Raw genomic sequence first — 6496 nt, forward strand, 5'->3', positions numbered from 1 at the left:
GGGCAGCTGCACCGCCGCGCCGCGCTGCGCGGCACCTGGGTGGCCGAACGCACGATCTGGCTGGACAACCGGCCCATGGACGGCCGCACGGGCTTCTTCGTCGTCACGCCGCTGCGCTTGGCGGGCCGCGACGACGCCGTCCTGGTACAGCGCGGCTGGGCGCCACGCAACCAACTCGACCGCCAGCAGCTGCCGCCATTGCACACGCCGCCCGGCGAGGTTGCCGTCGAAGGGCGGCTGACGACGTCGCCCTCCCGGCTTTACGAGCTGGGCGAAGGGTCGGCCGGCCCGATCCGGCAAAATCTCGACCCTGCGGCCTTCGCCGTCGAGTCCGGCCTGAAGCTCTTGCCGCTGACCGTCGTGCAGACCGCCGCGGATACGCCCGACGACACGTTGCTGCGCCATTGGCCAGCGCCCGACCTCGGCCTGCAAAAACACTATGGCTATGCCTTTCAATGGTTTGCGCTCTGCGCGCTGATCGTCGGTCTCTATGTCTGGTTCCAACTCATCCGTCCCCGGCTCCGCCGTCAGCAGTCCTGAACCGCTGAGCTTCGCGGTGCACAGCCTGCCCGATCCCCGCACGACGGGGCAGCAGCGCGTCGGCCGCTGGAAGATGCTGCTGGTGCTGGCCATGTGCGCGGCGCCGGTCGTCGCCTCCTACTTCACCTTCTACGTCGTCAGGCCCAGCGGCTCGGCCTATGGCGAACTGATCGCGCCTGCCGTCGACATGCCTGCCGACCTGCCGCTCACCGACCTGCAGGGCAGGGCGGTCGCGCCGGCTTCCTTGCGGGGTCAATGGCTGCTGGCCGTCGTGCACGGTTCCGACTGCCCGGCCGCCTGCGAACAGCAGCTCTTCGTGCAGCGCCAACTGCGCGAGATGCTGGGCAAGGAGCGGGCGCGCGTGGACAAGCTCTGGCTCATTCCCGATACCGGCACGCCGCGCCCCGAAGTGATGGCTGCCGTCAGTCAGAAGGGCGCCGAAGTGACCGTGCTGCGCGTGCCCAGGGACCGGTTGGATGCCTGGCTCAAACCCGCCTCGGGCAAGGCGCTGGCCGACCATTTCTACATCGTCGACCCCATGGGCAACTGGATGGAGCGCGCCCCTGCCGAGCCCGAGCCCAAGAAGCTCAAAGCCGATCTCGACAGGCTGCTGCGCGCCAGCGCCAGCTGGGATACGGCAGGCCGATGAACGACCTGCTGGTCCCTCTTGGCCAGGTCGCCGCCATCGGCGGCGCGGTCGCCATCGGCCCACTGCTCTGGTGGCGCCAGCGCTCGCGAAGCGCGACGCCGGCAGGGCGGCTGCGCGCGCTGACCCTGCTGACGCTGTTCCTGACCTTCGACCTCATCGTCTTCGGCGCCTTCACGCGCCTGACCGATTCGGGCCTGGGCTGCCCGGACTGGCCGGGTTGCTACAGCGCTGCAAGCCCGGCCGGCGCCCACGACCACATCGAGGCCGCCCAGACCGCGATGCCCACCGGCCCGGTCACGCACGGCAAAGCCTGGATCGAGATGGTTCACCGCTATCTGGCCAGCGGCGTGGGCCTGCTCATCCTCGTCATGGCTGCGCTGAGTTGGCGGCTGAAGCGGCGGGGCGCAGAGACCGCACCATCGCCCTGGCTGCCGACGCTGACGCTGGCCTGGGTCTGCGTGCAGGGGGCCTTCGGCGCGCTGACGGTCACGATGAAGCTCTTCCCGGCCATCGTCACGCTGCACCTGCTGCTCGGCATCGGCCTCTTGATGCTGCTGGCCTGGCAGCACGAGGCCTACGAGCCGCGGCCGATCATCGCGCCGTCGGCGTTGCGCCGTGCGGTCGCCGTCGTCCTTGTGCTTGCACTTGTCCAGGTCGCCCTTGGCGGCTGGGTCAGCACGAATTACGCCGTGCTGGCCTGCGACGAATTCCCCACCTGCCACGGCGGCCAGTGGTGGCCGCAACTGGACTTCGCGCAGGGCTTTCAGCTCTGGCGCGCACTGGGCCAGCGCGCCGACGGCGGCTGGCTCGGGTTCGAGGCGCTGGCCGCCATCCACACGGCCCATCGCATCGGCGCGGGCGTCGTCTTTGCGGCCATCCTGGCACTGGCCTGGCGGCTGCGTCGGCATGCGGCGAACTGGTCCAACTGGCTGCTCGCCGCGGCTGGCTGGCAGCTCGCCTCCGGCCTGTCCAATGTCGTGCTCGACTGGCCTATCGTGGCTGCCCTCGCCCACACCGCTGGCGCCGCTCTGCTGCTAGCCCTGCTCACCATCTTGCTCGCGCGCCTGAGGGCGCAAACTTGACCATGGCCTCCACGTCCACCGCCAGCGCCTTCGTGCACAGCCCGCGCTGGCAGCAGTTCTACCAGCTGACCAAGCCGCGCGTCGTCCAGCTCATCGTCTTCTGCGCAGCCATCGGCATGGCCCTGGCCGTGCCCGGCCTGCCCTCGCTGGAACAGGCCCTCACCATGCTTGCCGCCGTCGCTGGCATCTGGCTGGTCGCCGGCGCTGCGGCCGCCTTCAACTGCCTCATCGAGGACGGCATCGACGCGCGCATGAAGCGCACCGCCTGGCGCGCCACGGCCAAGGGTGAGCTCAGCCGTACGCAGACGCTCACCTTCTCGGCCCTGCTGTGCGCAGCCGGCATGGCGCTGCTGGGTTTCTACGTCAACGTGTTGACGATGTGGCTGACCTTCGCCACCTTCATCGGCTATGCCGTCATCTACACCGTCATCCTGAAGCCGATGACGCCGCAGAACATCGTCATCGGCGGCGCCTCGGGCGCCATGCCGCCGGTGCTGGGCTGGGCCGCGCTGCGTGGCGACCTCGGCCCCGAGCCCTGGCTGCTGTGCTTGATCATCTTCCTGTGGACGCCGCCGCACTTCTGGGCGCTGGCGCTGTACCGCGCTGAAGATTACGCGCGCGCCGGCCTACCCATGCTGCCCGTCACGCATGGCAACGACTACACGCGGCTGCAGATCCTGCTMTACACCTGGGTGCTGTTCGCGGCCACGCTGCTGCCCTTCCTGACCGGCATGAGCGGCTGGTTCTACCTCGCCAGCGCCGTCGCACTCGGCCTGGGCTTCTGCGGCTATGCCTTCCGGCTGTGGCGCTCGTATTCGGAGATGCTGGCGCGGCGGACCTTCTGGTTCTCCATCTGGCATTTGTCGCTGCTCTTTGCGGCGCTGTTGATCGACCACTACATCGCATGAACACCCGTCGTTTCGCGCTGACCGCGCTGGCCGCACTGTCGTTGGCCGCCTGCCAGAAGGCGAGCCCCGACAAGCCTGCCTTCAAGGGCATCGACCTGACCGGCGCCGAGTACGCCCGCACGCTGAACCTGACCGACCAGGACGGCCGCGCCCGCTCGCTGGCTGACTTCAAGGGCAAGGTGCTGGTGGTCTTCTTCGGCTACACCCAATGCCCCGACGTCTGTCCGACGACGATGGCGGAAGTGGCCGAAGTCAAGCGCAGCCTGGGCGCGGACGGCGACAAGGTGCAGGGCATCTTCGTCACCGTCGACCCGGAGCGCGATACGGCGCAGCTGCTCAAGGCCTATCTGGCCAGCTTCGATCCCAGCTTTGTCGGCCTGCGCGGCAGCGAGGAGCAGACGAAGGGCGCGGCCAAGGAGTTCAAGGTCTTCTACGCCAAGGCGCCGGGCAAGACACCCGAGACCTACACGATGGACCACACGGCGGCGAGCTTCATCTTCGACACCGAAGGCCGCGTGCGCGTTTACGCGCGCTACGGCTCGGGCGCCCAGCCGCTGGCGGACGACATCAAGCTGCTGCTGGCCGAAGCCAAAAAGTAGAAAAGGCCCCGAGGGGCCTTTTACTTGGAGCCGAGGAGGTCAATCAGGCCGCTTCGGTCAGCGCCTTCTTCATCTTCTTCATCGCCGCCACCTCGATCTGGCGGATGCGCTCGGCCGACACGCCGTATTCGGCAGCCAGCTCGTGCAGCGTCATGCCGCCCGACGAATCGTCGTTCACCTTCAGCCAGCGCTCCTCGACGATGCGGCGGCTGCGCGCGTCCAGCACGTCCAGGGCGCGGTGGATGCCGTCGCCGGCCAGTTCGTCGCGCGAACGCGCCTCGATGACGCGGGTCGGCTCATGGCTGTCGTCGGCCAGGTAGGCGATGGGCGCGAAGCTCTCGCCATCGTCGTCGGTCTGCGGCTCCAGCGCCACGTCGCCGCCCGACATGCGGGTCTCCATCTCCAGCACTTCCTCGCGCTTGACGTTCAGCGTGCTGGCGACATGGGCCAGTTCGGCCTCGGTGAGCGTGTTGCGATGCGTCTGGCCGTCGGCCTGGTCGGCCTTCATCTGGTGCTTCATCGAGCGCAGATTGAAGAACAGCTTGCGCTGGGCCTTGGTCGTCGCGACCTTGACCATGCGCCAGTTCTTCAGGATGTACTCGTGGATCTCGGCCTTGATCCAGTGCATGGCATAGCTCACCAGGCGCACACCCTGGTCCGGGTCGAAGCGCTTGACGGCCTTCATCAGGCCGACATTGCCTTCCTGGATCAGGTCGCCCTGGGGCAGGCCGTAGCCCATGTACTGGCGGGAGATGGCCACCACCAGGCGCAGATGCGACAGCACCATGCGGCCGGCGGCTTCCAGGTCGCCCTTGTCGCGCAGGCTGCGCGCGGCGGACCCTTCTTCCTCGGCCGTCAGCAGCGGCAGGCGGTTGACGGCGGAGATGTATGCGTCCAGATTGCCCAGCGAAGGCACCATGGCCCAGGGGTCGCGGACGGCAATGGCAGAAGAGGCGGACATCGTCATGAATCCTTGCTAAACCGCGGCGCGGAATGCCGCGGTGAGCAGGATATTAGCACTCTGGTTTGGCGAGTGCTAAGTCAGTTCGTGACGGTGCCGGAATGCAATGTTTCCAACGGTGAAACAGTCAGCGATCGCTAACTTTCCTTCAGTCGACCAGGCCGAAATCCGGGCTTTTGATCATGGCCTCGATGTCCAGAAGGATCAGCATGCGCTCGCCGAGCTTGCCCAGGCCGGTGATGAAGCGGGCGTCCAGGGCGGCGGCCACTTCCGGGCGGGGCTTGATCTCGTCGGCGCTGAGTTCCAGCACGTCGGACACCGAATCCACGACGACACCGACGACGCGGCCGGCCACATTGAGCACGATGACGACGGTGAAGGCGTTGTATTCACCGGCCTGGCCCAGGCGGATGCGCAGGTCCACGATGGGCACGATGACGCCGCGCAGGTTGACGACGCCCTTGACGAAGGCCGGTGCATTGGCAACGCGAGTGGGCGGCTCGTAAGAGCGGATTTCCTGCACGCGCAGGATGTTGAGGCCGTATTCCTCTGCGCCGATGCGAAAGGTCAGGAACTGGCGGCCATCGGTGCGTGCCAGGGCCTGCACGGCCTGGGCACCGGTGCTGGGAACGAGATCGGTGGAACTCATCGGGCGCTGACGCGTGTTGGGGACTGGGCCCTCATTCTGCCCCCGCTGCGACGGAGCCCGGCGCCAACAATTCATCGACCAGGGCGAGCAATTCACGCACGTCCAGCGGCTTGGTCAGATAGTGCTGGGCGCCCGCCACCTCGGCGGCGGCGATCTGCTCGGGCTGGGCATTGGCCGACACGACGACGACCGGGGGAAGCGGCTGGCCCAGCTCGCGCATGCGGCTCAGCAGCGTCAGGCCGTCGCCATCGGGCAGCTGCCAGTCGAGCAGCAGCAGGGCCGGCGGGCGCTCGCGCAAGGCGCGCAGGCCGGCTTCCACGGTCGGCGCCACTTCCAGCTCGATGCCGGGCCGCTGGTCCAGGATGCCGCGCATGACTTCGGCGTTGAGCGGGTTGTCCTCCACGTAGAGCACGCTCCGCTGGGGGCTGGGGCGCGGGCTGGTCGGTTCGTCCGGGGCTGTCTCCTGGGACAGTGCAGCGGCAGCGCCGCTGGCCGGCAGCCTCAGCACGAAGCAGGCGCCGGGGCCGTCCTGCTCTTCGGCGCGCAGGCTGCCGCCCATCATCTCGGCCAGGCGCTGGCTGATGACCAGGCCGATACCCGTTCCCGGCAGGCCGCTGCGCTCGCGGCCCAGGCGGTTGAAAGGTTGGAAGAGGGCGGCGCGCTGCTCTTCGGTAAGGCCCAGCCCGGTGTCGCGCACGGCGATTTCGACCCACCCCAGCTCAGGTCGAGCCACCTCGACGCTGACGCTGCCGCCTGGGCGGTTGTACTTGACCGCGTTGCTGAGCAGGTTGGTCAGGATTTGGGTAACCCGCGTGGGGTCGCCGACGAGGCGCACGGCGGCCGGGTCGATACGCTGGCTGATGGCCAGGCCGCGCTCTGCGGCTTGACCTTGCACCAGCGCCAAGGCCCGGGCCAGCAGCGGCGGCAGCTCCAGCAGCACAGGCTCCAGGCGCAGCGAGCCTGCCTCGATGCGCGACAGGTCCAGCGTGTCGTTGATCATTTCCAGCAGATGCCAGCCGGCCTGGGCGATCTGCTGGGCGCGTGCGCGCTGGCCCGGTGCCAGCGGTTCACCGGCGTCCATCTGCATCAGCTGCGTGAAGCCGAGGAT

Annotated in this window: 8 protein-coding genes; 5 read left to right on the top strand and 3 right to left on the bottom strand. The window is 68.2% G+C overall.

What is annotated here, in order from left to right:
• From AC1DU6_RS16265 to AC1DU6_RS16285, 5 genes are all read left to right on the top strand, one after another.
• The coding region (locus AC1DU6_RS16265; RefSeq protein ID WP_477858321.1) for an SURF1 family protein at positions 1–540 on the top strand (540 nt) is incomplete at its 5' end.
• Between the two features lie 16 nt (positions 541–556).
• On the top strand, positions 557–1189 hold the full coding sequence (locus AC1DU6_RS16270) for an SCO family protein (RefSeq protein WP_457325418.1): 633 nt from the start codon (positions 557–559) through the stop codon (positions 1187–1189).
• The gene (locus AC1DU6_RS16275; protein ID WP_457325419.1) at positions 1186–2271 is read left to right on the top strand and encodes a COX15/CtaA family protein; all 1086 of its coding nucleotides are present in this window, start codon (positions 1186–1188) and stop codon (positions 2269–2271) included. The genes AC1DU6_RS16270 and AC1DU6_RS16275 overlap by 4 nt, the downstream gene beginning before the upstream one ends.
• Positions 2272–2273: 2 nt before the next feature.
• Positions 2274–3179 carry a heme o synthase gene (gene cyoE, locus AC1DU6_RS16280; protein WP_477858323.1) on the top strand — a complete coding sequence of 302 codons (906 nt, stop codon included), beginning with the start codon at positions 2274–2276 and terminating at the stop codon, positions 3177–3179.
• Complete coding sequence (locus tag AC1DU6_RS16285; RefSeq protein ID WP_457323947.1) at positions 3176–3778, top strand: SCO family protein; 603 nt, start codon at positions 3176–3178, stop codon at positions 3776–3778. The genes cyoE and AC1DU6_RS16285 overlap by 4 nt, the downstream gene beginning before the upstream one ends.
• Before the next feature lie 43 nt (positions 3779–3821).
• Here AC1DU6_RS16285 and rpoH read toward each other — a convergent pair whose 3' ends face one another.
• The 3 genes from rpoH to AC1DU6_RS16300 form a co-directional block, all read right to left on the bottom strand.
• Positions 3822–4739, bottom strand: a complete 918-nt coding sequence (gene rpoH, locus AC1DU6_RS16290) for an RNA polymerase sigma factor RpoH (protein WP_394326329.1) — start codon at positions 4737–4739, stop codon at positions 3822–3824.
• Positions 4740–4887: 148 nt separating this feature from the next.
• Positions 4888–5388, bottom strand: a complete 501-nt coding sequence (locus AC1DU6_RS16295; RefSeq protein ID WP_056199375.1) for a chemotaxis protein CheW — start codon at positions 5386–5388, stop codon at positions 4888–4890.
• 31 nt (positions 5389–5419) lie between these two features.
• On the bottom strand, positions 5420–6496 hold a 1077-nt coding region (locus AC1DU6_RS16300; RefSeq protein ID WP_477858326.1), incomplete at its 5' end, for a sensor histidine kinase.

It is taken from the genome of Roseateles sp. P5_B10 (assembly GCF_056400485.1).

Excerpts from the sequence above, each read along its gene's own strand:
- rpoH (WP_394326329.1), bottom strand. The coding sequence starts at position 4,739 with ATGTCCGCCTCTTCTGCCATTGCCGTCCGCGACCCCTGGGCCATGGTG.
- AC1DU6_RS16275 (WP_457325419.1), top strand. The coding sequence starts at position 1,186 with ATGAACGACCTGCTGGTCCCTCTTGGCCAGGTCGCCGCCATCGGCGGC.
- AC1DU6_RS16285 (WP_457323947.1), top strand. The coding sequence starts at position 3,176 with ATGAACACCCGTCGTTTCGCGCTGACCGCGCTGGCCGCACTGTCGTTG.
- AC1DU6_RS16295 (WP_056199375.1), bottom strand. The coding sequence starts at position 5,388 with ATGAGTTCCACCGATCTCGTTCCCAGCACCGGTGCCCAGGCCGTGCAG.